This is a genomic window from Rhizobacter sp., assembly GCF_046595475.1.
GTDB lineage: Bacteria > Pseudomonadota > Gammaproteobacteria > Burkholderiales > Burkholderiaceae_C > Rhizobacter.
Genome location: NZ_JBKJOQ010000071.1, coordinates 1 through 23,287, shown reverse-complemented (window position 1 = coordinate 23,287; position 23,287 = coordinate 1). Strand labels below are relative to the sequence as shown.

The 23,287-nt window shown below is 66.4% G+C and carries 21 protein-coding genes; 9 read left to right on the top strand and 12 right to left on the bottom strand.

Going from position 1 to position 23,287, the window contains the following annotated elements; all coding sequences use genetic code 11:
* Positions 1-7: 7 nt before the first annotated feature.
* Positions 8-1,246 (top strand): NAD(P)/FAD-dependent oxidoreductase, encoded by a 1,239-nt coding sequence (locus tag AC30QB_RS12790; protein WP_489546603.1) that lies wholly within the window; start codon positions 8-10, stop codon positions 1,244-1,246.
* A gap of 5 nt (positions 1,247-1,251) precedes the next feature.
* Positions 1,252-2,010, top strand: coding sequence for a class II glutamine amidotransferase (locus tag AC30QB_RS12785; RefSeq protein WP_489546602.1), 759 nt, complete (start codon positions 1,252-1,254; stop codon positions 2,008-2,010).
* On the opposite strand, the gene AC30QB_RS12780 is transcribed toward AC30QB_RS12785, so the two are convergent.
* The gene (locus AC30QB_RS12780) at positions 1,973-2,431 is read right to left on the bottom strand and encodes a MerR family transcriptional regulator (RefSeq protein WP_489546601.1); all 459 of its coding nucleotides are present in this window, start codon (positions 2,429-2,431) and stop codon (positions 1,973-1,975) included. The two genes, AC30QB_RS12785 and AC30QB_RS12780, sit on opposite strands and share 38 nt — an antisense overlap.
* A 27-nt stretch (positions 2,432-2,458) precedes the next feature.
* On the bottom strand, positions 2,459-2,878 hold the full coding sequence (locus AC30QB_RS12775; protein ID WP_489546600.1) for a nuclear transport factor 2 family protein: 420 nt from the start codon (positions 2,876-2,878) through the stop codon (positions 2,459-2,461).
* 142 nt (positions 2,879-3,020) lie between these two features.
* Between AC30QB_RS12775 and AC30QB_RS12770 the strand changes: the two genes are divergently transcribed.
* A complete protein-coding gene (locus tag AC30QB_RS12770) occupies positions 3,021-4,730 on the top strand; it encodes a M14 family metallopeptidase (RefSeq protein WP_489546599.1) in 1,710 nt (569 codons plus the stop codon).
* 8 nt (positions 4,731-4,738) lie between these two features.
* Here the strand turns inward: AC30QB_RS12770 and ypfH are convergent, their stop codons facing one another.
* The 4 genes from ypfH to AC30QB_RS12750 all read right to left on the bottom strand — a co-directional run bounded on the left by ypfH (position 4,739) and on the right by AC30QB_RS12750 (position 9,553).
* Positions 4,739-5,461 (bottom strand): esterase, encoded by a 723-nt coding sequence (gene ypfH / locus AC30QB_RS12765; RefSeq protein WP_489546598.1) that lies wholly within the window; start codon positions 5,459-5,461, stop codon positions 4,739-4,741.
* Positions 5,462-5,517: 56 nt separating this feature from the next.
* Positions 5,518-8,553 carry a VCBS repeat-containing protein gene (locus tag AC30QB_RS12760; protein ID WP_489546597.1) on the bottom strand — a complete coding sequence of 1,012 codons (3,036 nt, stop codon included), beginning with the start codon at positions 8,551-8,553 and terminating at the stop codon, positions 5,518-5,520.
* A 113-nt stretch (positions 8,554-8,666) separates the two neighbouring features.
* Positions 8,667-8,807, bottom strand: a complete 141-nt coding sequence (locus tag AC30QB_RS12755) for a hypothetical protein (protein WP_489546596.1) — start codon at positions 8,805-8,807, stop codon at positions 8,667-8,669.
* Between the two features lie 11 nt (positions 8,808-8,818).
* Positions 8,819-9,553, bottom strand: coding sequence for a DUF899 family protein (locus AC30QB_RS12750; RefSeq protein WP_489546595.1), 735 nt, complete (start codon positions 9,551-9,553; stop codon positions 8,819-8,821).
* 296 nt (positions 9,554-9,849) lie between these two features.
* On the opposite strand from AC30QB_RS12750, the gene hydA reads away from it, so the two are divergent.
* The gene (gene hydA / locus AC30QB_RS12745) at positions 9,850-11,262 is read left to right on the top strand and encodes a dihydropyrimidinase (RefSeq protein ID WP_489546594.1); all 1,413 of its coding nucleotides are present in this window, start codon (positions 9,850-9,852) and stop codon (positions 11,260-11,262) included.
* 117 nt (positions 11,263-11,379) lie between these two features.
* Here hydA and AC30QB_RS12740 read toward each other — a convergent pair whose 3' ends face one another.
* Positions 11,380-11,784 carry a DUF1761 domain-containing protein gene (locus AC30QB_RS12740; protein ID WP_489546593.1) on the bottom strand — a complete coding sequence of 135 codons (405 nt, stop codon included), beginning with the start codon at positions 11,782-11,784 and terminating at the stop codon, positions 11,380-11,382.
* A 90-nt stretch (positions 11,785-11,874) separates the two neighbouring features.
* Here AC30QB_RS12740 and AC30QB_RS12735 point away from each other — a divergent pair, with 90 nt between their 5' ends.
* Positions 11,875-12,939, top strand: coding sequence for a sensor histidine kinase (locus tag AC30QB_RS12735; RefSeq protein ID WP_489546592.1), 1,065 nt, complete (start codon positions 11,875-11,877; stop codon positions 12,937-12,939).
* The gene (locus tag AC30QB_RS12730; RefSeq protein ID WP_489546591.1) at positions 12,936-13,688 is read left to right on the top strand and encodes a LytR/AlgR family response regulator transcription factor; all 753 of its coding nucleotides are present in this window, start codon (positions 12,936-12,938) and stop codon (positions 13,686-13,688) included. Before AC30QB_RS12735 ends, AC30QB_RS12730 begins: the two co-directional genes overlap by 4 nt.
* A 7-nt stretch (positions 13,689-13,695) precedes the next feature.
* Here the strand turns inward: AC30QB_RS12730 and AC30QB_RS12725 are convergent, their stop codons facing one another.
* Entirely contained in the window at positions 13,696-14,346 is a 651-nt protein-coding gene (locus AC30QB_RS12725) for a hypothetical protein (protein WP_489546590.1), read from the bottom strand.
* Between the two features lie 94 nt (positions 14,347-14,440).
* On the opposite strand from AC30QB_RS12725, the gene AC30QB_RS12720 reads away from it, so the two are divergent.
* A complete protein-coding gene (locus AC30QB_RS12720; protein WP_489546589.1) occupies positions 14,441-15,361 on the top strand; it encodes a DUF6929 family protein in 921 nt (306 codons plus the stop codon).
* A gap of 31 nt (positions 15,362-15,392) precedes the next feature.
* Here AC30QB_RS12720 and AC30QB_RS12715 read toward each other — a convergent pair whose 3' ends face one another.
* The gene (locus AC30QB_RS12715) at positions 15,393-16,433 is read right to left on the bottom strand and encodes a porin (RefSeq protein ID WP_489546588.1); all 1,041 of its coding nucleotides are present in this window, start codon (positions 16,431-16,433) and stop codon (positions 15,393-15,395) included.
* A 141-nt stretch (positions 16,434-16,574) separates the two neighbouring features.
* Here AC30QB_RS12715 and AC30QB_RS12710 point away from each other — a divergent pair, with 141 nt between their 5' ends.
* Positions 16,575-17,066, top strand: a complete 492-nt coding sequence (locus AC30QB_RS12710) for a (2Fe-2S)-binding protein (RefSeq protein WP_489546587.1) — start codon at positions 16,575-16,577, stop codon at positions 17,064-17,066.
* The gene (locus tag AC30QB_RS12705; protein ID WP_489546586.1) at positions 17,063-19,345 is read left to right on the top strand and encodes a xanthine dehydrogenase family protein molybdopterin-binding subunit; all 2,283 of its coding nucleotides are present in this window, start codon (positions 17,063-17,065) and stop codon (positions 19,343-19,345) included. Before AC30QB_RS12710 ends, AC30QB_RS12705 begins: the two co-directional genes overlap by 4 nt.
* A gap of 111 nt (positions 19,346-19,456) precedes the next feature.
* Here the strand turns inward: AC30QB_RS12705 and AC30QB_RS12700 are convergent, their stop codons facing one another.
* From AC30QB_RS12700 to pyrF, 3 genes are all read right to left on the bottom strand, one after another.
* The gene (locus AC30QB_RS12700; RefSeq protein WP_489546585.1) at positions 19,457-20,431 is read right to left on the bottom strand and encodes a spherulation-specific family 4 protein; all 975 of its coding nucleotides are present in this window, start codon (positions 20,429-20,431) and stop codon (positions 19,457-19,459) included.
* Complete coding sequence (locus tag AC30QB_RS12695; protein WP_489546584.1) at positions 20,428-22,260, bottom strand: endo alpha-1,4 polygalactosaminidase; 1,833 nt, start codon at positions 22,258-22,260, stop codon at positions 20,428-20,430. The genes AC30QB_RS12700 and AC30QB_RS12695 overlap by 4 nt, the downstream gene beginning before the upstream one ends.
* Before the next feature lie 245 nt (positions 22,261-22,505).
* Positions 22,506-23,287, bottom strand: a 782-nt coding sequence (gene pyrF, locus AC30QB_RS12690; protein ID WP_489546583.1) for an orotidine-5'-phosphate decarboxylase, incomplete at its 5' end; no start/stop codon positions are given.

Genomic DNA, 23,287 nt, shown 5'->3' with positions numbered 1-23,287 from the left:
CCACCCCATGAACCTGTCTTTGTCTCAACTCCCCGACACCTGCGACGTGCTGGTGGTCGGCGCTGGCCCTGCCGGCAGCGCGGCCGCTCAGGTGCTGGCCCTGGCCGGCCTTGATGTGGTGCTGATCGACCAGCGCAGCTTCCCGCGCGAAAAGGTGTGCGGCGACGGCCTCATTCCCGACGCCCACGCCGCCCTCGCCAAGCTCGGCGTGCTCGACGAGGTGATGGCCCGCGCCCAGGCCGCCGGCCACGTGGCCTGCATCGGCCCGCGCGGCGGGCGCATTGACGTGCCTGGCACGCTGGCCGTGTTGCCGCGCCGCGAGCTCGACGACATCGTCTGCCGTGCCGCGGTGCGGGCCGGTGCACGCATGCATGCGCCGGTGCAGTTCGAGCAGCCGCTGCTCGACGCGGCCGGGCGCGTTTGCGGCGCCCAGGTGTCGCATGCCAAAGTGCAGCGCGAGATACGCGCGGGCTGGGTGGTGCTGGCCAGCGGCGCCGTGCCGCAGGCGCTGATGGCCGCGGGCCTGTGCGAGCGCCAGACACCCACCGGCGTGGCCCTGCGCGCCTACGTAAAAAACGACGCCATGGTCGGCCGCATCACCGAGCTTGAAGTGGTCTGGCACCGCAAGCTGCGCCCAGGCTACGGCTGGATCTTCCCGTGTGGTGATGGCGTGTTCAACATCGGTGCTGGCGTGGTCGACAGCCATGGCCAAGACGGCGAAGGCCGCCACGTCATGCACGACGTCAACCTCAAGCGCGTGTTCGACAGCTTCTGCGAGTTTTATGCGCCGGCGCGCGAGCTGATGGCAGGCGGCGTGATGCAGGGCGGCCTGAAGGGCGCGCCGCTGCGCTGCACGCTGGCCGGTGCCAAGTACACCCGCCCCGGCCTGCTGGTGACGGGCGAGGCCGCGGGCAGCACCTACTCGTTCACTGGCGAAGGCATAGGCAAGGCGCTGGAGACCGGCATGCTCGCCGCCCACGCCATCTTGCGTGGGCACCAGCAGTCGCAAGTCGACGCGGCCGTGCGGCAGCACTACGAGGCCGGCCTGCTGGCACTCAAGCCGCGCTTTGATCTGTACGAGCGCGCCAACCGCGTCAACGCCCACCCGTGGCTGATCGACCTGCTGATCTGGCGTGCGCGCAAGAGCCCGCGCCTGGTCAAACGCATGAGCGGCGTGTTGAATGAAACCAGCAACCCGGGGCACCTGATCAGCGTCAAGGGCATCACGCGGCTGTTCACGGAGTAAGAACGATGTGCCAGTTGCTCGGGATGAATGCCAACACACCCACCGACCTGGTGTTCAGCTTCACCGGCTTCTCCAAGCGCGCCGAAGAGCACAAAGACGGCTTCGGCATCGCCTTCTTCGAAGACGCCGGCGTGCGCCTGTTCGTCGATGCGCAAAGCGCGGCGCTCTCGCCGGTGGCGCAGATGTTGCGCAACTTCCCCATCCGCAGCCCCAACGTCATCGCCCACATCCGCAAGGCCACGCAGGGCCGGGTGGCGCTTGAGAATACGCACCCGTTTCAGCGCGAGCTGTGGGGCCGCTACTGGGTGTTTGCCCACAACGGTGACCTGAAGAATTACACCCCCGGCCTGCACGGCGCCTTCCACCCCGTGGGCAACACCGACAGCGAGCTCGCCTTCTGCTGGCTTATGCAAGAGCTGGCCAAGGCGCATGCGGGCGTGCCGTCGATCGCCGAGCTCACGGCCACCCTGGGCGAGCTGGTGCCGCGCGTGGCCGCACACGGCACCTTCAACTTCATGCTGAGCAACGGCCAGGCGCTGTGGGCGCATTGCTCTTCCCATCTGCACTACCTGCTGCGCCAGCACCCCTTCCAGGCCGCGCGTTTGCAAGACGAAGACATGAGCGTCGACTTCGCCCGTGTCACCACGCCGGCTGACCGTGTGGCGGTGGTGGTGACAGAACCCCTCACCGCCGATGAAGCCTGGGTAGCCTTTGCGCCGGGCGAGCTCAAGGTGTTCGTCGACGGGCAGCCGGTCGGGGCTTGATCCTGGGTTTCAACGGCGTCTTCAAGGGCGTATTCAGTCGCGCGGCCGGCTCGGTCTTCGGCCGATGGCCGCTTGCCAGCCATTCGCCGTAGAAGTCGAGCTTGCCGTCGAGCAGCGTGAGCGCCTCACCCCATTCCTCGATGGTGGCGAGCACGCGAGCGCGGTGTGCGGCCAGCATGTCGCGCCGCTCGCCCAGCGTGCCCTTGCCCTGCTTCACGAGCGCGGTGTAGCGGCGCATCTCGGCGACCGACATGCCGGTGCGACGCAGGCGCTCCATCAGCAGCAGCCAGTCGACATGCTGCTCGTTGTAGACCCGCCGACCGCCGCTATTTCGCAGAACACCCGGCATCAGCCCTTGCGTCTCGTACCAGCGGATCGCATGCACGCTGCGCGCAGTGCGGCTGGCCAGCTCGCCGATCATGAAAGCCTCTGCCACGGGGTGCTCCTGTCAGCGCCGGTACCAGGTGTCCCACACATGCAAGGAGTCGTAGTACTCCTTCACGGCCGCGATCTTGTCGCCACGCAGGCGCATGAGCAGGTGGTACTCGTTGTTGTAGGCGCGGCCGTTCTTCAGTGTGCCGTGCGACTCCACTTCGAGTGCCACCTGGTCGCCCTCGGTCACGGTGCCCGTCACCGTCATGCGCAGCCCGTCGGTGAGCTGCTCGCCCATGCGGCGAAACACCTCGGTGATCTGCGCCTTGCTGAGCAGGCCGGTGCCGGGCAGTTGGTGGGGCTTGCCGGCAAGCCAATAGGTGGCGTCGTCGTGCATCAGGGCCAGCGCGCCGTCGATGTCGTTGGCGTTGAAGCGCTCGAAGAAGCTGCGTGCGACGCGGGTGTTGATTTGGGTGTTGTCTTGCAATGTGCTCATGGCCAATCTCCAGTGAAAACAGATGAAGTGTTGGCTTGGGCGAGCTAGAGCGCACTCTATGTCAAGCGCCTTTTGAAGGCGCATTGGCCTCTTTGCGGCAAGATGCGCGCACTGCCACTGTGCACCCGACACCCCATCGACCATGACCCTGCCCAAGCCGCCCATTCCCCGTTTCGACACCTTCTACAAATACGACGCACTCACCAAGCTGCTGTTCGACTACGCCGACGCCTACCCTGCGCTGCTGCAGGTGGCGCCTCTCGGCAAGAGCCACGAAGGCCGCGACATCTGGGTGGCCACGGTCACCAACACAATGACCGGCGCGGCCGAAGACAAGCCTGCCTTCTGGGCTGACGGCAACATCCACGCGGCCGAGCTCACGGCCAGCACGGCTTGCCTGTACTACCTGCACCAGCTGCTGAGCGGCTACGGCCACGACCGCGAGATCACCCAGCTGCTCGACACACGCACGGTCTACATCTGCCCGCGCTTGAACCCCGACGGCGCCGAGCTCGCGCTGGCCGAGCGGCCGCGCCACATTCGCTCTTCGGTGCGCCGCTACCCCTTCGACGAAGAGCCTGTCGAAGGCCTCACGGTGGAAGACGTAGACGGCGACGGCCGCATTCTTTTCATGCGCATGGCCGACCCCATGGGCGGCTACAAGAAGTGCGCACTGGACCCGCGGCTGATGGTGGCGCGCGAGCCCGGCGAGTTCGGCGGCGAGTATTACCGTGTGATGCCCGAAGGCACGCTCAAGAACTTTGATGGCCTCACCGTCAAGGTCAACAAAGACGCGGAGGGCCTGGACCTCAACCGCAACTTTCCGTCGGCGTGGCGGCAAGAGCACGAGCAGGTCGGCGCCGGCCCCTACCCGACCAGCGAGCCCGAGGTGCGCGCCATGGTCGACTTCATCTTGAAGCACCCCAACATCGGCGCGGCCATCAGCTACCACACGCACAGCGGCGTGATCCTGCGGCCCATGGGCACACAGAGCGACGACGACATGACGCCTGAAGACCTGTGGGCCTACAAGCGCTTCAGTGCGTTGGGGGCGCAGCTCACCGGCTACCCGGCCATCAGCATCTGGCACGACTTCAAGTACCACCCCAAGGAAACCATCACCGGCACGCAAGACTGGGTCTACGAGCACCTGGGTGCGCTGTTCTGGGTGGTCGAGATCTGGTCGCCCAACAAAGAGGCTGGCATCACCGATTACAAGTGGATCGACTGGTACCGCGAGCACCCGGTGGAAGACGACCTCAAGCTGCTGAAGTGGAGCGACGAGCAGTGCGGGGGCCAGGCGCATGTGGACTGGAAGGCGTTTCACCACCCGCAGCTGGGCGCGGTTGAGATAGGCGGCTGGGACAAGATGAACTTCTGGCGCAACCCGCCGCCGCATTTGCGTGAGCGTGAAGCTGCGCGCTTTCCCAAGTGGATGACGCAGGTGGCGCTCAGCCTGCCCCGGCTCGAAGTGCTGCGCACCGAAGTGCGTGCGCTCGGGCCCGACACCTGGCGCGTGCGCTTTGCGGTGTGCAACAGCGGCTGGCTGCCGGCCTACGTGAGCAAGCGGGCGCTGGAGCGCAAGGTGGTGCGCGGCGTGATGTTCGAGATCCACCTGCCCTCGGGCGACCCCACCATCTCGCTGGTCAGCGGCAAAGAGCGCATCGAAGGCCCGCAGCTCGAAGGCCATGCGCCCAAGAATTCGCTGCAGGCGTTTCTGCCCGCCACCGACGTCACCGCCGACCGCGCCGTGGCCGAGTGGGTGGTGCGCGCGCCCAAAGGCACCAAGCTCGCCCTGAGCGCCCGCGCCGACCGTGCCGGTGCGGTGAAGGCCGAGGTGTCGCTGGACTGAGGGCGGCCTCAGCCCTCGCCCAGCTCGTCGCTGGAGGCGATGCGCGGGATCAGCGGCGCCTCGCTCATCACGTCGCGCCACACCTTCTTGGGCAGAAAGGTGCGCAGCTGCTCGATGGCTTTGTCCATCATCAATGGGTGCAGCTCGTGGGCGATGCCGGGCAGCACGTCGGCCGTCACGTCGGCGCCGAGTGCGATGAAGCGCTCGGCTGAATCGACGACCGGGCCGGGGGGAATCACCGTGTCTTTCATGCCGTGGAAAAAATGAACCGTGGTGTCGTGCGGTGCGTGCACAGGCGGCGTGGCATGGCGGCCCGAGAACGCGAGTACGCGGCCGGCAAGCTCAGGTTCGGCTTGCACCGCTTCCAAAGACATCACCGCGCCTTGCGAGAAGCCGGCCAGTGCGGTGCGCTCCCAGCTCATGCTGAACTGCTGCTGCAGGGCACGCACCGTGGCGATGAAGCGCGGCAGGGCAGCAGCCACGCGCTCGGCGCGGTTGGCATCGTTGATGCCGCGAGCGCTCAGCCACTGCCAGCGCCCGCTGCCTGCGGCCACGCCGTCGTAAGGCTCTGGTGCATCGAGGCAGATCACCGCGGCCTGTGGGTACTCGGCCACCAGGCGCTGCGCCAGTGGCGCCATGCCCGCGGCGCTCTCACCCACGCCATGGAAGAGCAAGAACAGCAGCTCTGTGGGGCCGCTGGGTGGCAGGTGGGCGAGGGCGGTGGCAGGCATGCGGGGATCGACCAAATCGGGGAGTGAGCGGGTCTGCGAAGGGTAGCGCCAGAAGGCTAGCGATAAAAGAGCAGGTCGGTGTTGCCCCGCTTGTTGCCCGCGGGGTCTCGCGTGAGCTTCATCGGCACGATCGACGTCCACCACGCTGCCCCTTGCACCGCTGTCCCCACCACCTGCTGCTCGCCGCTGCCCGTGGCGATGGAATAGAAGGCCAGGCCGGTGGCTGCGTTGTACGAGAGCAGGTCGGTCAGGCCATCGCCGTTCAGGTCGAAGGGCACGATCGAGGTCCACCCCGGCGCGGCCTGCACCGTACGCACAACGGTCTGGCTCGTGCCGTCGCCAACCGAGTAGATGGCCAGGCCCGTGGCCGCGTTGTACGAAAGCAGGTCGGTGAGAGCATCGCCGTTCAGGCGCATAGGCACGATGGCGGTCCAGCCGGGTGCGGCGTCTCGCACCGCAATCACGTGCTGGCCGTAGACCTTGCCGTCGTAGCGGCCAACCGTGTACACAGCGAGGCCCGTCGCTGCGTTGTACCAAAGCAAGTCGGTGAGGGCGTCGCCGTTGATGTTCATCGGGATGATCGCGGTGAAGCCCGGCGCCGCGAAAGCGGCATCGCCGATGCCGTTCAGCACGCCGGGAGAGGCGCCGATCTCATACGCGGTCTGCCCGGTCGCTGCGTTGTAGAGCAGCAGGTCGGCGATGTCGGGCCGGCCTTCGCCGTGAATGTTCATCGGTACGATAGACGTCCACCCCTTGCCGAGGTTCACGCCGCTCACGAGGGCGCGCATGCCCGGCGGGTCGGGCTCCGCCAGTTCGTGGATCGCTTGGCCGGTGAGTACGTTGTACGACAGCAGATCGCTCAGGCCGTCGTCATTCATGTCCATCGCGACGAGCGAGGTCCACCCCGTCGCCAGAGTCCGCACACCCCCCGGTGCGGGGGCGATGACCTGCGCCAGTACGCCGTTGACACTCGGTATTCCGGCCACGCCTATGGTGGTGACGGCCAGGCCGTCGCTTGCCGGGATGGTGAGGCCCGGGCCGTGCGCAGCTTCGAGGTTGCCGCTGTCGTCGACCGCCCGCACCAGCGGCGTGGTGTTGGCCGGCACCACGCTGGTGTGTGACCAGGTGCTGGTCGTGTCGGCTTGCGTCAGCACGGTGCCGTGCCATCGCGTGCCGCCGTCGAACGAAATCTCGACGCCGGCGACCACACCGCCGCCGCTGTCGGTTGCTAGCCCGGTCACCAGCCCCGAGGCGTGGTTGAGCTGGGTGATCTGGCTGACCGGTGCGCTGTGGTCGGTCGACGCTGCTGCTGGCACGAGGCCGGGCATCGGCGAGCCGGGCTGCACGCCCATATCGGCCAGCAGGTTGAGCGTGGCCTGCTGCATGTCCAGGCTCACGCCGGCGGGATCTTCACCGGTGCTGCGTGCCGCGTCGAGCCCGTGCGACCAGCGGAACGACGACGACGCGAACACCAGCGCGCCAACGGTGTTGCGGTATTGCGTGGCCTCGATGGTCATGTGCGGCCAGCGGAAGTCGACCACGTCGCTGAAAGGCCGCACGCCGTAGCCATGGCCGCTGTCGGCGTGCAGGCCATCGCCTGTCAGGTTGGCCACCGTGGCCGCCACGCTGAACACGCCCGGCGGCTGCGTGGCCACAAAGGCGTCCATGTAGCGGTCGGCGCGCAAGTCCATCTCGAAGCCGACGTTGGCCTTGCCGAGCGTGCAGCCATTGGCCGCGCCTGCGCACGCCGTGTTGCGCCAGATGCGCAAAGCCTGCATAGCGCGTGGCACGGTCAGCGCCGGCACGTTGCCCAGCTGCGTGCCTTCGGCCACCAGGTTGACGGCGGCCGGCGTCACGCCGGTCAGCGCATTGCTCGAGCCCGCCGGTGCGCCGGCAGGCCGCGTCCACGGTGGCATGGTGGCATCCCATGCGTTGGGCCGTGTGTCACGGTAGACGCCGGTCCATTCGATCTCGCTGCGCAGCGGGTCGTCTTGTGCGTGGCCTTCCTTGTAAGCGATCTGTACGCGCCCTGCGACACCCGCGCTGTCGGCCACAAAACGCGTCTTGTAGTAGGCCGCGTTGGCACAGAGGAAGAGCATGTGCACGCCCGACTGCGCAGCAGCCTGCAGGTTTTGCAGGCGCTTGCGTGGCCAGTACTCTTCGTGGCCATTGGCGAGGTAGGCCTTGCGCCCCGTCAGTGGGTTGGTGGCCGCCAGTGGGGTCTGTGGCTCCCAGCCTTCGAGGTCGGCCGAACCGAGGTAGCCGACCGAGATGCCGTTGCGCTCAATGAAGCGCAGCATCGGCAGGTCGAGGTCGAACAAGAAGTGCTTGGGCCCGTGGATCACGTTTCCTGCACGGTTGCGCCAGGGCCGGTTGTACGACACGGCCTGCTTGCCGTCGTTGTAGAAGCCTTGCGACTGCGGTGGCACGGTGTCGTTGTAGCTGTTGTAGGCCTGCCAGGTGCTGTCCCCCAATTGGTAGAGCACCTCGGCGCGCGGGGCGGTGGCGGCTTCGCGCACCACGAAGGGCACGTGGCTCACGTCGTCGGGGTTGTTCACGTTGGACAGCCGCGCGATGTAGAGGCCCGACACCGCAGCTGCGTCGACTGGCCATGAGGCATTGGCCGCGCGCGCGGCTCGCCAGTTGGTGCAGTCGGGCACGTTGAGCCCGACCGTGGTGGTGTTGAAGCGCTGGCACAAGGGCTGGGTTGGGTTGGCGTTGACGGTGATGCGTGGGCATGGCGCGGGCCCTGCCCCATTGCACGCCGGCCACACCTGCCGCGCGCCTTTCCCCCCATACCAGCCGAGGCGGTAGATTTCGTAGCGGTAGCTCGAGCTGCCCGCAGGCGTCTTGACCTTGAACCGCACCGTGTCGCCCGGCGCCACGCTGAACTGCGTGGAGAAGCCTTCCACCGAGCCCACGCCCGGGTCGCTGGCAAACGCGGTGCGGTCCCAGCGCGTGCGCGGTACCACGCCGTCGGTGCGCGCGTTTTCGTCGGTGATCGGGTTCGCGCCGGCGTGGGGCGCGGCGCTCAGCAAGAGCAGGGCCAGCAGCGCGCAGGCGCTGGCTCGGTCTAAGAAAGAATCTCTCATGCACGGGGCTCCGGTGGGCGCACCTTGAGGTGCCATCAACCGATATACGCCGCCGCTCTTGCAGCAGCAATCCCGCGGAGAGTTTCTAGGGGGTCGGCCTGCCTGTCAGCGCTTCAGCTGTAACTCAGCTTCAAGGCACTGAACTGGTTTGTGTCACGCCATGTGGCGATCAGCTTGAAGAAGGCCTGGTTGCGGCGCGTCGACTCGATGATGGTCTTGACCCGGGCGTCTTCTTCTTCCACCGTGGGCTCCATGGTGCGCGCGCTCAAGTGGTATAGCTGAGGCTCGGGTACCAACCGGTGCCGCGGCCTTGCGGTGTGAGGTCGAGGATGCTCCACAGCGGCATCGCGTTGGCTGCGCCGCGCGCGTCTTGCCCAGGGTCGGCCGACCCCGGCCCCATCTCGTCGCCCCAGAAGTGGCGTACGGTGCTGCCCTCGCGCACGAAGACGTTAAGGGCCGCGTTGTCGCCACTGCCTGGCTGCTCGCCGGCGTAGGCCAGGTTGAAGCCGTTGCCAGCCGAGCAGTACAGCTTCAGGTGGCGCCAGCCGCGCTTGCGCTTGAACGCCACCAGGCGCTCGATAGGCGATGTGGCGATCACGGCAAAGGCCGTGCGCTGCAGGATGTCGGCCATCTCGCCGTCGAGCGCACCCAGCAGCGAAGTGCACATGGGGCAGGGCCGTTCGCGCTGTGGGCCGTACATGAAGTTGTAGGTGACCAGCGTGTCTTTGCCATTGAACATGTCCGACAGCCGCGTGGGCCCGCTCTCGCTTTCGAATGAATAGTCTTGCGGCACCCGCCCGCCGGGCGGCAAGGCGCGCCGCAAGGCGGCCACACGCTCGATCTGCCGGCGCATCTCGATCTCTTCGGCCAACAAGGCGGTGCGCGCGCGCCGGTATTCGGCGCTTTCGCCGGGGTAGTCGATCACGCTGCTCTGCGCCAGCTCCAGCGCGGGCTTGAGCGCGAGGTTTTGGGCGAGGGTCTGTGCGGGGGTCTGGCTCATGTGGGGGCTCCTGTAGAGGGATGACGGCAGGGCACATGTGCGCCTTGCAACGGCCGTTCCTGTACGACGAATGGTGTTGCCGTCTTTCGACAAACCAGGTGCCCGTGAAAACCCTGAGTTCTCAGTGCAGCGGGGCTGCCGGTTGTGGTGCCCGGGGCGCCACCCCAATCAGGTGCCGCACCACCATAACGTGCCGGCAAAGCAAAATGCGGCAAGGATCGCGATCCCTGGCGTGGCTTGCCTTGGCATGCGGTTTGCGTTCTGCAGGTTCCATCCTCCAACCTGCATGTGTTCATGTGAGCACCACCCTGATCCGCAACGGCCGCGTCATCACCGCAACCGACGACTATGTGGCCGACGTGCTGTTGCAAGACGGCATCGTGCACGCCATCGGCCGCGATCTCGCGGTGGGCGCCGACGTGAAGGTCGTCGACGCCACTGGGTTTTACGTGCTGCCCGGGGGCGTCGACACCCACGTGCATCTGGAAAACGTGATCGGCCCCACCATCACCTGCGACACCTTCGCCAGTGGCACCAAAGCCGCGGCCTTCGGTGGCACCACCACGGTGGTCGACTTCGCACTGCAGACCGCCGCCGACTCACCGCTCGAAGCCATCGCCCGTGCGCAGCGCAGAGCCGAGCCGCAGGTCAACATCGACTACAGCCTGCACTGCATCGTGACCCGCGTCGACGCGCAGGTGCTGGCCGACGTGAAGCACGCCATGCGCCACGAGGGCGTCACCAGCTTCAAGATGTTCATGGCCTACCCCGGCGTGATGATGGCCGACGACGCTGCCATCTTCCAGATGCTGCGCCAGGTGGGCGCCGATGGCGGCATGGTGGCGCTGCACGCCGAAAACGGCACCGTGATCGACCTGCTGATCAAGGAGGCGCTGGCGGCCGGCCATACCGCGCCGCGCTACCACGCCATGACGCGCCCGGCCCTCATGGAAGGCGAGGCCACGCACCGCGGCATCCGCCTGGCCGAGCTGGCCGAAGCACCCATCTACTTCGTGCACGTGTCGTCGAACCAGGCGCTCAAGCACATCGTGGCTGCGCGCGACGAAGGCATTCCGGTGTTTGCTGAAACCTGCCCGCACTACCTGCTGTTCGACGACTCGGTCTACGCGAGCGACGACTTCGAGATTGCCAAGTACGTGATGACGCCACCGCTGCGCACCGGAGATGATCAGAAGCACCTGTGGCGCGCGCTGCGCTACGACGACCTGCAGGTGATCGCCACCGACCACTGCCCCTTCTGCATGAAGGAAGGCCACCTCGGCTACCAGCTGCAGAAGATGCGCGGCAAAGACGATTTCTCGCTCATCCCCAACGGGGCGCCCGGCATCGAGACGCGTCTGGTGAGCCTGTTCGACATCGGCGTGATGCAGGGCAGGCTTTCGCTCAACCGCTTCGTGCAACTCACGTCGACAACGCCAGCCAAGCTCTTCGGCCTGTTTCCCAAGAAGGGCACCATCGCCGTGGGCAGCGATGCCGACATCGTGCTCTTCGACCCTGCCGCCACGCAGACCATCCATGCCAAGCACCTGCACAGCAACTGCGACTACACGCTGCTGGAAGGCCGCACGTTGCAAGGGCGGGTGGAGAAAGTGTTTCTGCGCGGCGAGTTGATCGTCGACGGTGCAACCTGGCTGGGCCGCGAAGGCATGGGCCGCTTCGTGCCGCGCGGCGAGGTGAGGGCCTTCTGATCTGCCATGAGCCCAACCCGCCGCACGCGCCCCACCCGCTGCTGGCCCTGCGCGCCACCTACGGCGACGAGCTCGCATTGCCTGTCGGTGCGTTCTGGATCGAGGGCGGAAGGCGTCTCAGCGCCAGGCGCCGATCAAGCCGCCCATCACGGTGTACGACACCACCTGGTAGCCACTGTTGATCAGCCACAGCTTGAGCGAGCGCTGCTCGAAGAGGTAGATCACGCCCAGCGACATCGCCACCCAGCCGATGCCGGTGGCCGCGCCGGCAAAGAGCCCGAAGCTCAATGACGCCTTGGCGCCGATGAAGGCGGCAAGGTTGAAGGCCATCACCAGAGCAGCCAGGGCTGACAAGGCGAACACGCGGCCCATGGGCGCCGACTTCGTCTGTGCTTCGGTCAGCCCGCACTCACGCATCCACGGTTTGGCGAACAGGATGGGCGAATACCACAGCCCGCCGATCGCGAAGCTGAGCGCCGCCGCGACGATCACGGCCAGGTAGTTGAAATGCAGGTTCTCCATTGCGAAACCTCCTCGTTAGTGGCAATGCGGCGATGCTGCAACGGGCGATAAGCTCACGCCAGCGCAATCTGCGTGAACCAGGAAACTTGCGTGCCGAACGCCGACATTCCGCTGCCGAGCCCTCTCGGCCCGATCCGCTTCGACGACAGGCCGCTGATGGCTGTGGGCGTGCTGGGCTTCGGTTTGTGCATCCCCTGGCTCGGCAACCTCTATGGCCCGCTCACGCCGCGCGAGGCGCTGTTCTGGGCCGGGCAGGCGGGCTTTATCGGCCTGTCTGCGGCCATCTGGGGCGGCAACCGCTGGCTGCTCTTCAAGCAGCGCGAGCACTACGACTGGTTCAGCCAGCCGGTTCGCAAACTGATGATGATGGTGACGGCCAATGTGCTCTACACCGCACCGCTCACGGCCGGCTGGCTGCTTGCGTGGTTCGTGCTCGCCGGGCTGCCGGTGGACCGCAATGCACTGCACCTGGTGGTGTTGATCAATGTGATCTGCACGGTGTTCGTGACGCATGCCTACGAGACCGTGTTCCTGATCCGCGAGCGTGAGTCTGACCTGATGCGCGTGGAGCGGCTGGAGCGCATGCGCACGCAGGCCGAGCTGGCGGCGCTCAAGGCGCAAATCGACCCGCACTTTCTCTTCAACAGCCTCAACACGCTGGGCCACCTGGTCACGCACGACGCGGTGCGCGGCCGCGAGTTTTGCGACACGCTGGCCGACGTGTACCGCTACGTGCTCGACAGCCGCCAGCACGACCTGGTGCCGCTGGCCGATGAAATGGGGTTCTTGCGCCGCTACCACCGCTTGCTGGAGCTGCGCTTCGGTGCGGCCATGCCGCTGCAGTGGCACACCGCGGGCGATGAGGCCGCTGCGCGCTGGCTGATCGCGCCGCTGGCGCTGCAGGGCCTGCTGGAAAACGCTGTCAAGCACAACCAGGCGAGCGTCGACGAGCCGCTGGTGGTGAGCGTTGCGCTGGGCGAGGGCTGGGTGACGGTGGCCAACGCCGTGCGGCCGCGGCGCAGTGCCATGCCCTCGGCCGGCGCCGGCCTGGCCAACCTGGACGAGCGCTGCCGCCTGCTCAGCGGCCAGGCCTTGGCTGTGCACACGCATGAAGGCCGCTTCGAAGTGCAGGTGCCGCTGGTGGCTGCGCCATGAACGTCTTCATCGCCGAAGACGAGCCGCCGGCCCGCGCCCGCCTCATCGAGGCGCTCAGCCGCGTGGCACCGCAGGCCGTGGTGGTGGGCCAAGCCGACAGCGTGCGCGCCACCGCGCAGTGGCTGGCCGCGCATGCGGCGCCCGACCTGATGCTGCTCGACATCCAGTTGAGCGACGGCTTGTCGCTGGAGCTGTTCAAGGACGGCACGCTCAGCATCCCGACCATCTTCACGACCGCCTACGACCGTTTTGCCATTGACGCGTTCAGTGCGCTGGCGGTCGGCTACCTGCTCAAGCCGGTGAGCGAGCCCGCGCTGGCTCAGGCACTGGTCAAGGCCGAGCGCTTGCGTCGTCAGTTTGGTGCCGATGTGGGTGAACTGTTGTCGCGCCTGGGTACGCCGGCCACGCGCTGGCGCCAGCGCGTGGTGGGGCGCAAGGGCAGCCAGTTCCATGCGCTGGCGGTCGATCAGCTGGCCTATGTGGTGTCGGTCGACAAGGTCAGCATTGCCGTCGCGAAAGACGGCGGGCGCTACCTGCTGGAAACGCCGCTCGCCGAGCTGGAGGCCGAACTCGATCCTGCTCAGTTCTTTCGCGCCAATCGCCAGACGCTGATTGCCGCGCACGCGATCGCGAGCTTCGCCGCGGCGGGCAAGGGCCGGCTGAAGCTGGTGTTGCAGCCGGCCTCGGAAGGCGAGGTGTTCGTGAGCCAGGAACGCGGCGGTGCGTTCAGGGCCTGGCTGGGTGGGTAGCCCGCTGTCAGTTCACCGCAAAGCAATACAGCAACCCGGCCCCGCCGGTCTTGACCAGCGCCTCTTGCCCGCAGCCGCGCGTGGCGTGTGATGCGTTCCACGACTTCGCTGGCGCCGACTCGTCGAGCCCCGTGCGGTCGTGGTGGCCGACGATGGCGGTGCCATCACCGCTGGTCGTCCAGTTGTTGCAGGTCGACGGAGTCGGCAGGCCTTCGGTGGTGGAGCCGGTGAGCACGTCATGCTGATTCGGTGTGTCACCGCGGCCCTTGATGAGCGCACCGGTTTCGGTGATTGCGGTCTGCTTGCCGAGCTTGTTGTTGCCACTGTGCAGATCGGCCACGCTGGTGGCGATGACCTCGCCCTTGGCGTTTTGCCACGGGCCGCTGCCGATGCGGTCGCGCGCGTTGACTGCCGTGCTGCCACCAGCATCGTTGGTGCTGAGGTAGGCGTGCCAGGTGCGCCGCCCCGCGTCGGCAGCTTGGGCCAGGGTCTGGCAGTGCTTGTCGGCGCCGGCCAGCCCGCCGAAGTTGGCACCCTGGCCGTTGCCGGTGCTGGTGACGAAGAAGGTCATCGGGTTCTTCGGCGCGAACAGGCTGCAGGCGGTGCCGGTCAGCAGAACCAGCGGCAGTGCGAGGGACAGGCAAATTCTTGTGCGCATGGGGTCTCCGTTGAGGTGGTTGGCCGCACGTATACGCACGACACCCCATTTTGTTCCGCATGGCTGGGCGCGGCTGGCTGTTAGCCTTGCTGACATGAGCCCCATCCCCTTCTCGGCGATGCCACTGGTGGCCCGGCGGCTGCGCGCGCTGACGGTCGATGCGGCCCAGCACCCGCGCGGGCAGCCGCACTTCAGCGCGGCGAGCGGCTTGGTGTGCGCGCATGGCCGCGCCTACGTGGTGTCAGACGACGAGCACCACCTGGCGGTGTTTCGTGATGCACACAGCCCGGGCACGCTGCACCGCATTCTCCCCGGCGACCTGCCGCACTCGAAGAAGGTGCGCAAGCAACTCAAGCCCGACCTGGAAGCCTTGCTGCTGTGGCAAGGCGCACTCGTGGCCTTCGGCTCGGGCTCGAGGCTCAACCGCGACACTGGCGTCGTGGTCTCGCTGAGCGCACGCGGCCAGCCTCTTGCGCAAAGCCGGCAGGCCCAGCGCTTCGACCTCAAGCCGCTGTACGAGCCGCTGCGTGCGGCGCTCGGCGAGATCAACATCGAAGGCGCAATGCTGCTCGGCGATGAGCTGGTGCTGCTGAACCGCGGGGTCTCTGGGCAGTCGGGTAACGCGGTGGTGCGCTATCGGGGCGGTGCGCTGCGCGCCGCGATCGATGGCACGCGCAGCCGCGTGGCACCGCGGTCCATCAAGCCCTACCCGCTTGGTGCCATCGACGGCGTGTCGTTCGGCTTCACCGATGGAGCGGCGCTGCCCGATGGGCGCTGGGTGTTTTGCGCAGCTGCGGAGAACACCGCCAGCAGCTATGCAGACGGCCCCTGCGCCGGTGCGGCGGTGGGCCTCGTCAGCGTAGATGGTGAGCTGCAGGCGCTGCACCTGCTGACGCCCTCGCTCAAGGTCGAGGGCATCGCCGCTCGGGTGCACAAAGCGGGCATCGACATCTGCCTGGTGACCGATGCCGATGACCCCTTGCTGAGCTCTCAGCTGCTTCTGGCGCGCCTCTGACGCGCCTTTCGTTGAGCGACTGAGCGCTGGCTCAGAACTTCACCTTGAGCCCGGCGGCGATGGTGTTGCCGGTGGCCAGGCCAGTGAGCTTGTCGTTCATCACCAGGGCGTAGATGTCGGTGCTCTTCGACAGGTTGTAGTCGTAGCCCACCGTCAGCGTCTTGCTGATGACCTCGGTGGTCGGGAACTCGGCCTTGGCGTTGCCGTACTGCGCCAGCAGCTTGCCCGGCCCTATGGGAGCAGAGAGGCCGAAGCCATAGATGGTGCTCTTGGTGTCGGCTGTGGCCTTGGTCTTGACCAGGCTGTACTGGCCGAAGAGCTTCACCACCGTCAGGTCGTAGGACGCGCCCACCTGGGCGGAGTCTTGGCTCTTGAAGCCGGCCGACTGAATGGCCGGCGTGAAGCCGCTGATGCCCTGCTTGACCTGCTGGTAGGCCACCGTGGCAGCGAAGGGGCCGCCGAAGTACAGCACGTTGGCGCCGACGTTGCGGCCGGGCTGGGTGCCTTCGCCGAGCGCGGCTTGCAGGTTGAAGCTGAGACCACCGGCGCTGGGGCTCGAGTAGAGGATGGAGTTGCTCCAGCCGGTGTCGCCCAGAAAGGCCAGCATCTGCGGGTGCACCACGCTGGGCGTGAGTACTTGGCGGATGGACGGCGAGTAACCAAACGAGTCGCCGAGGGCATTGAAGATCAGCGTGGAGACGAAGAATTGGTTGGTCGTGCGGCCCAGCGTGGTGGAGCCGAAGTCGCCGGCCAGGCCAACCCAGGCCGCGCGGGCCCAGTACACATCACCGCCGAAGCGGCCGGCCTCGCCGGTGTCCGCACGCAGAAAGGTTTCGATGGCGAACTTGGCCTTCAGTGTGCTGCTCAGCTCTTCACTTCCCTTGAAGCCGAGAAAGCTCGTCGCCATGTTGCCGCTCTGCACCTTCTTCACCTTGGTGGCGCCGGCATCTTGAAACTGGCCGGCCGACATGTCGACCAGGCCGTAGAGAGAGACGGACGATTGCGCGAGGGCGGGGGCCGACAAGCAAAGCGAGGCGGCGGCCAGTGCAACGGCCTTGAGGGTACGGGTCATGACAGGTTCACTCCAACGGTTGTGATGCAAGGGGATGGAATCGGCAAAACTTGTATGCAAGGGCCGTACCCGCGTCGCCTTGGCGTGCTGCATTGTGTGGGCATGCCGCAGAATCGGGCACAACCATCAGGAGACGAGTGCATGGACTTGAGCGTCAATGGCCAAACCCACAGCGTGCCCGACGCTGACGTCGACCCCAACATGCCCTTGCTTTGGGTCATCCGTGACGTGCTCAACCTCACCGGCACCAAGTTTGGGTGCGGCGTGGCGGCCTGCGGCGCCTGCACGGTGCATGTGGATGGGCAAGCGGTGCGCTCATGCGTCACGCCGCTGTCGGCAGCCCTTGGCAAGCCGGTTCGCACCATCGAAGCCCTGGGCACGCCCGAGCGACCCCATGCTTTGCAGAAGGCCTGGGTGCTGCACCAGGTGCCGCAGTGCGGCTACTGCCAGAGCGGCATGCTGATGGCCGCGGCCGACCTGCTCGCAAAAAACCGCGACCCGGGCGATGCCGAGATTGACACTGCCATCACCAACATCTGCCGCTGCGGCACCTACCCGCGCATTCGAGACGCCATCAAGACGGCGGCCAAAAGCTTGCGTGAAGGCCAGGCCCGCTCCGGAGCCTTGGCATGAAGCGCCGCAGCATGCTGCTGCTGGGTCTGGGGGCCACCGGCGCGCTGGTGGTGGGCTGGGGCGTGCTGCCCCCGCGCAGCCGGCTGGGTGGCCCTGACAAGCCCGCGGCGGCCGAGGGCCCGGTGGGCCTGAACGGTTGGCTCAAGGTCAACCCCGACGGCAGCGTGCAACTCGCAATGAACCGCAGCGAAATGGGCCAGGGCGTGCACACCGCGCTCGCCATGCTGGTGGCCGAGGAGCTCGACATCTCGCTGGCCAAGGTGCAGCTGGTGCAGGCCGCGCCCGACAAGATCTACGGCAATGTGGCCATGTTCGTGGCCAGCCTGCCGCTGCACCCGCACGATACTGAGCCAAGCCATGAAACGGGCGGCGTCAAGACGGGCCGGTGGATCGTGAGCAAGGTGGCGCGCGAGCTGGGCATCAGCGTCACGGGCGGTTCATCGAGCATTGCCGATGCCTGGGGCGTGCTGCGGCTGGCTGCAGCGACCGCGCGCGCGCAGCTGCTCGGCGCGGCCTCGTTGAAATGGAAGCTGCCGCGCGAAGAGCTGCAGATCGTTGACGGCGTGGTGAGCCACTCGGGCAGCACAGAGAAGGCCCATTTCGGCGAGCTCGCGCGCGCGGCCGCGGCCACGCCGGTGGGCGAGGTCAAGCCCAAAGACGCGAAGGCCTGGAAGCTGATTGGCACCGGGGCGCCGCGCACCGACCTGCCCGCCAAGGTCGATGGCAGCGCGAAATTCGGCATTGACACCCGACTGCCCGGCCAGTTGTTTGCGGTGATGCGCCACGCACCCATGCTCGGCGGCAGCCCGGGCCGCATCGACAGCGAAGCCGCGATGAAACTGCCCGGCGTGGACCGTGTGGTGCGCCTGGGCCCCTATGCGGGCTCGACCGCCGGTGTGGCGGTGGTGGGCCGCACCTATTGGCATGCCAAGCAGGGCGCGCAGGCCCTTGACATCGAGTGGCGCGCGCCACCGGCGGGCACGGTCGATTCCAAGCGCATTGCGCAAAGCCTGGAGGCTGCAGCCCGCGAGGCGGCAGCGTCGCAGGGTGGCTTCGCTTTCCACAAAGTGGGCGACGTGTCGGCGGCTCGCGCGGCCGCGGCGCGCCGGGTTGAATCTGTGTACCAGGCGCCCTACCTGGCGCATGCGGCGATGGAGCCGATCAACTGCACCGCGCAGGTGAAAGACGGCAAGGTGCAAGTCTGGGCTCCGACCCAGGTGCCCGACATGGCGCGCGCTGCCGCTGCTCGCGTGGCGGGGGTCGGCGAAGACGCTGTGACCTTGCACGTGACCTACCTCGGCGGTGGTTTCGGCCGCAGGCTCGAAGTCGATTTCGTCGGCCAGGCGGTGCGCGTGGCAATGGAGACCAACGGCCGCCCAGTGCAGCTGGTGTGGCCGCGTGAAGAAGACACCACGCACGACTTCTACCGCCCCGCGGCTGCGGCCGTGATGCAGGCGAGTCTCGATGCGCAGGGGGTGGTTACCAGCTTGAGCATCACCAGCGCTGGCGACCTGATCACGCCGCGCTGGATGGAGCGTGGCTTGCCGGCGTTGGCAGGCCCGGTGGACATGCCCGACAAGACGGCGAGCGAAGGCCTGTTCGATTTGCCGTACGCGATTGCCCACCAGCGCATTGCACATGTGGCCACGCGCAGCGGCGTGCCGGTGGGCTTCTGGCGCTCGGTGGGGCATTCGCACAACGCGTTCTTCTCTGAGTGTTTCATCGACGAGCTGGCGCACGAGGCGAAGCAAGACCCGGTGGCGTTTCGGCTGTCGCTGCTGACGGACATGCCGCGCTACGCAGCGGTGCTGAAGCTCGCGGCCGACAAGGCCGGCTGGGGGCAGCCGCTGCCCGCAGGGCATGCGCACGGGGTGGCGCTGCACGAGAGCTTCGGCAGCATCGTGGCCCAGGTGGCCGAGGTGTCGCTGCTCGATGGCAAGCCGCGCGTGCACCGCGTGGTGTGCGCGGCCGACATCGGCACCGTGGTCAACCCAGGGATCGTGGCGCAGCAGATGGAGGGTGCGGTGATCTTCGGCTTGAGTGCGGCGTTGTGGGGGCGGGTCGACATCGTGGGCGGTGTGGTGCAGCAGACCAATTTTCCGAATTACCCGGTGGTGACGCTGGCGGATTCGCCCCGCGTCGAGACCTACCTGGTGGCGAGTGCCAACCCGCCTGCCGGCGTGGGCGAGCCGGGCACGCCACCCATTGCGCCGGCGGTGGCGAATGCCTTGTTTGTGTTGACGGGGAAGAGGGTGAGGGCGCTGCCGCTGGTGGTTTAGGCGCGGGCTTTGCTACCTCACCTGAGCGGCGGTTGCCTGTCGACGGTGGACGTGCCCGGGCAAGCCGGGTCACGCCTCACAGCTCAAACGATCAAAGCAGAGTGAAGGCCCTCAGCGCCGAAGTGGCGCGCTCAAGGAGCCGGCGTAGCCGATTTCGTCGTTGAGGAAAGCGGGCTTGCGATCCCAGGGATTGAGAACCTCTTTGCCTTTCGAGTCGAGGCTGTAGATGTCGTCGGTCGCGTCAACATACCCTGCGTAACGCTGTATGGCGGTTTGCACGACGGTGGCCCAATTGTTTGCGTCGACCCCGTAGACGAGATGCCAGAACCGCCATGAACCGTATTGCTCGCCAGGCAGGTAAGCGTTGTTTTGCACCACGTTCCCACCGAGCCAGCCGTACTTCCAGCCGACACTTAGGGCGTCCGTCATGTAGTGCGCGGCCGAATCTTCGAAAGTAATGAACGTGTCGGCAGTGTCGTGCCCTGTCTCCAGATAGCAATCGAACACGGCAGTCCCCACGTTGTTCACGACGAGCTCTTCGGTGCGAGGCAGGCTCGACCAGATGTACTCGCGCAGGCTTCGGTACTTGTCGCGCCACTCCATCGAGCCGGGCGTGGGACCACATTCGCGAGGCACCTCGTCGAAGAAGATGCCATCGAAGTGAACCGCGCCGTTTCTCGGCTGCAGGTACCGGCCAATGCTTTCCCGAATCGCCGCATCGTCGCGCAGGCCCTTGCTGGTGTAGACGTAGCCGATCACCTTTACCCGCTCCCCACTGGCCGTGACACGCTGGCGCAATGCATCAGCCTCAGGGTCGAGCTGAGAGACGTCGACGTCGCCGTTGCCGATGTTGAGCACGACGATGGCCGGCGGCACCGGCGTCTTCACCGGGTTTTTCAGATCTTGCAGAAAGGGGTCGTCAGCGAAGACATAGGCCGGCAGCGCGACCTCGATGCCGCGGGCGCCGCCTGCGGCGAACGCTGGTGTCGAGGCGCACGCGATCAGCACGGCAATGCGTGCGGTTTTTGAAAGAGTGGAATGTGATGGCATGCGGCGCTGGCTTTCGGTGGGGTTGCGGGGAGTCATTCGAAACGGCATGCAGCGCGGGGTCGGGCGGCAAGCGTTTCACTGGACAGCTTGAGGATTCCGTCGAAATTGGCGGCGTTGTCGACATCGCAGAAGGTCTCTAGCGTGCTCCCGTCAGGCTCGCTGTACTCGATGTTGAAGACAGCCTTGCCGGCGGTGATAAATGCCTTGTAGCCATTGCACTCGTGGTACCGGTTGCACTGCTCGTTCAGCGCCCAATCGGCGATGGTCGACATCTCTACAGCGATGCCAGCGCCGTTCTTCAACCCAATCGACATGCCGCGCTTGTGCGCTTCACTGGCAATGGCGGCGTTGAATCGCAGTTGATCGGCCTTCGTCAGTGGGAAGCCGGTTTTTTCGGTGTAGGAGTCGTCCAGGTCGGGGTCTATGCCCTCGCAGCCTTTGGCCTTGGCCTTGTCCATCCGGGCCGCCAGGATCGGCAGCAAGATGTCGATGCGGCGGATGTCGACCCAGCGTTCGCGTGCGAAGCCATTCATTCTCTTGCCGAGAACGCTCGCTGGGTAGGCGCCTGCGTCCGGTCGGTAGTCCTCCCAGGCGCCTGCCTCCATATAGCAAACCACGTAGACGCCTTTCGCCTTCATGCGGGCAATGGTGGCCGGGTCGGTGGCCTCCATGTCGACATCGATCATCTTGCGGGCATTGCGCACCTCGTCGAGCACGGTCTCATCGATCGTCTCGCCGTTGATCTGGATCTGCCAACTGGTCCCAGGCACGAGCGGCTTCCAGGTCGAGGTTGGTGGTGGGGGCGTAGGCGTAGGCGTGGGCGTAGGCGTAGGCGTGGGCGTGGGCGTGGGCGTGGGCGTGGGCGTAGGCGTAGGCGTAGGCGTAGGCGTAGGCGTAGGCGTAGGCGTAGGCGTAGGCGTAGGCGTGGGCGTGGGTGTGGGCACATCGGGCCGAACCCAGGGGAAGCCCTCGAAGCTGCAAGCCGCGCGAGGCAAGGCGGCCAGGGTTTCGCTGGAACGCTTTAGCAACCCATCGAAGTTCGCCGCATTGTCTTTTGCGCAGAATCTTTCGAGCGTCATCCGGTCGGGCTGCTGGTACTCCACATTGAACACGGCCTTGCCCTTGGCGATGAACGCCTTGTAGCCATCGCACTCCGCGTAACGATTGCATTGCTCGTTGAGCGCCCAGTCTGCAATCGACGACATTTCAAGTGCGATGTCCGGGCCGTTCTTCAAGCCCATCGACATCCCACGCTTGTGCGCTTCCGCGATCAGCAGTGTGTTGAAGCGAATCTGGTCTTCCTTCGTGAGATCGAAGCCGGTGGGCTCGGTGTAGGAGTCGTCAAGGTCCGGTTCGATGCCATCGCAGCCTTTGGCCATGGCCAGGTCAAGGCGACGCTGCAAGATGGGCAGCAGCACATCCGTGCGGCGGATGTCGACGAACCTTTCTTTGTTTTCGTAGCCTGGCATCCACTCTGTGCTCAAGATGTCCGCGGGGTAGTCCTGGGCGTCGGAGCGGCCGATCTCCCACGCGCCCGTTTCCATATAGCAGACGACGTAGATGCCTTTGGCTTTGAGGCGCGCAATGGTTGCCGGATCGGTGTGCTCCATGTCGATGTCATACATCTTCCTGGTGTTGTTGACGCCGTCGAGCACGGTTTCGTTGACCGTGTTGCCGTCGATCTGCCATTGCCAGCTCGTGCCTGGTACCAGCGGTTTCCAGACCGGAGCCGCGGCCAGTGGTTGCGCGGCCGCTCGTTCCGTGTGAGACGCCTGGGTGTCCACGGCCGGGCCTTCGGAGCCGCCGCACGCCACCACAGCGGCGGCTGCCGCGCAGATGAGTGAGATGAGTGAAAAGTTGCGCATGTGTTTCCCGGTTGGACGTGACATTCGCGACCGTCATGTTGCCTTCGCAACGTGGCTGAGACGCCGCGCCCCATCCGGGCCCAGCATCTCTTCGAGACAGTCACTCCTGCTATAGCGAAATTACCGGGTGAAGGGGCTCATCTCATTTGGAACAAGAAGCAACCAACGCGGCAAACGGGTATTGCAGTCGGCTGGCGACGGGCCAACGGGGCGCGCTCTTCGCGAGGCGGTCCGAACGCTTGCGCTCAGGCTGGCCGAGCGGCGTTCAGGGCGAGGCGCGTTGTCTCGGCGACGTGGCGCGCGGCCGAGGCGAAGTCTGCGCCCGCGCTGGCATACAGCACAGCGCGCGACGAGCTGACGATGGTGGGCGCGATCGGGCTGAAAGCCGCGCGCACCGTGGCTTCGATGTCACCGCCCTGGGTGCCCACGCCCGGCACGAGCAACGGCAGCGAAGGCGCCAGCATTCGCACGCGGCGCAGTTCGTCGGGGAAGGTGGCTCCCACCACAAGGGCCAGCTGGCCGGTGCGGTTCCATTCGTTTTCGGCAAGGCGCGCAATGCGTTCGTACAGCCGCTCGCCGCCTTCCAGCATCTGCGCCTGCAGGTCGCTGCCCCCGGGGTTGGACGTGCGGCACAGCAAGATCGCACCTCGGCCGGGGTAGGCCAGGTACGGCTCGAGCGAGTCGAAGCCCATGAAGGGCGACAGCGTGACCGCGTCGGCTTGGTAGCGCTCAAAGGCTTCGCGCGCGTACTGCTCGGCGGTGCTGCCGATGTCGCCGCGCTTCGCGTCGAGGATCACCGGCACCTCGGGTGCCGCGTTGTGGATGTGCGCGATCAGGCGTTCGAGCTGGTCTTCCGCGCGCTGCGCCGCGAAGTAGGCGATCTGCGGCTTGAACGCAATCACCAGGTCTTTGGTGGCGTCGACGATCGTCGCGCAGAAGTCGAAGATGCGGTCCGGGTCGTCTTTCCACGAACCGGGGAACTTGGCCGGATCGGGATCGAGGCCGACGCAGAGCATCGATTCGTTCG